A 1,509-nucleotide genomic window follows, 5' to 3' on the forward strand; every position below is an offset into this window, starting at 1 on the left:
GCGGCTCGCTTTGGATGACGGGTATTTCGGTACCCGTTTTTTCGGCATCAATTGTTGGCATCAGTAACAATACGCATCCACACCAACGGCGGTTTATTCTGTTGAATCTGCCGTGAACGGCTGGCGCTGCTTGTGCTCAACGCTTAGAATTCACGCCTTCCTGCCTGCGGCGGCTGCCCTGATCGGTCTATTTTCTGGCCTGAGCAGGCAATAAGTCGTCGTTGCCGTCTTCCCTTATTGTATCGAGACCCATGACCGATTCCCTCACGCAAGGCCACGCGGCCGAAACCCCGACTGTCCACTGGCAAGAAGCCGGCGAGGCGTGCAGTGCGCGCTGGCGCTCGGAGGCCGGCACGCCGCCGCCCAAACGCGTGATGGTGGTCGACGATACCTTAACTGCCGATGCCGCCTATAAGCTGGCGTGTGAAGGCACCTCGCTGCTATGGCGTAGCGACTACCAGAATGCGCGCCAACTGTTGCAGGCACTGGTGCGGCGGGTAGACCGCAAGCCGGCCAAGGCCGGCAGTAATCCGACCGAGGCTTTCAATTTGCATCGTCAGGCACAGGGCCGCCGTGCTCGCGTGCTGTCCATGCTGCTGTTGCCGCTGGATGCCGATTACAGCATTCCGCTACGGCGTGCGCCCGATCTGCGCGCTGCGTGCACCGAGGCTTACGGCCCGGCAAGCGAGGCTTCGCTGGTGTCGCTACGCGAGCTATTGGGTTTGATAGGTGCGCATGAATGGCGCAAAAAAGGGGTAATGGTCAAGGCGCTGGGGGCAACCATTCATCCGCATTACGGCGTGTTCGCACCGATACGCGGCGAGTATGTCGATCTGGTGGCGCAGGCCCCGCTACCCTCTAGCGAGCTGGCTTTCGATATCGGTACCGGTAGCGGTGTGCTTGCGGCGGTGCTGGCCAGACGCGGTATCGCGCAGGTGATCGCCACCGATCAGGATGCGCGGGCGCTGTCGTGCGCTGCCGATAATTTGCAGCGGCTGGGCGTGAGTGCCGCAGTGTCGTTGCAGCAGACCGATCTGTTCCCCGAGGGACGGGCGCCCTTGGTGGTGTGCAATCCGCCGTGGTTGCCGGCCAAGCCCAGCTCACCAGTCGAGTATGCGGTTTACGATCCGGACAGCCGGATGTTGCGCGGGTTTTTGACGGGGCTGGCCGCACATCTGACGCCCAAGGGCGAGGGCTGGCTGATTATGTCGGATCTGGCCGAGCATCTGGGCCTGCGCTCGCGCGAACAGTTGCTGGGCTGGATTGCCGATGCCGGACTGGTGGTGCTGGGGCGGCTGGATGTGAAGCCGACGCATAAGAAGGCGGTCGAGGCGGTGGATGCGCTACATAAAGCGCGTATGGCCGAGGTGACCAGCTTGTGGCGTTTGGGGACGGGTTCTCAAGCCTGATCCCGTAGTACAGGGTCGCTTGATGGGCGGCCTCTGATGCTAAACGGGTGGGGTGCCATTGTCCGGGTGTGTATTTTGCGTTAGAGTGCGGGCACTTTTC

1 protein-coding gene is annotated in these 1,509 nt (G+C 61.9%); it reads left to right on the top strand.

The window, feature by feature from the left end; all coding sequences use genetic code 11:
- The first annotated feature begins 251 nt into the window (after positions 1 to 251).
- On the top strand, positions 252 to 1,409 hold the full coding sequence (locus ACRC1E_RS07200; protein ID WP_438514430.1) for a methyltransferase: 1,158 nt from the start codon (positions 252 to 254) through the stop codon (positions 1,407 to 1,409).
- Positions 1,410 to 1,509: the final 100 nt, after the last annotated feature.

The organism is Craterilacuibacter sp. (assembly GCF_051659485.1).
Classification (GTDB): Bacteria; Pseudomonadota; Gammaproteobacteria; order Burkholderiales; family Chromobacteriaceae; genus Craterilacuibacter.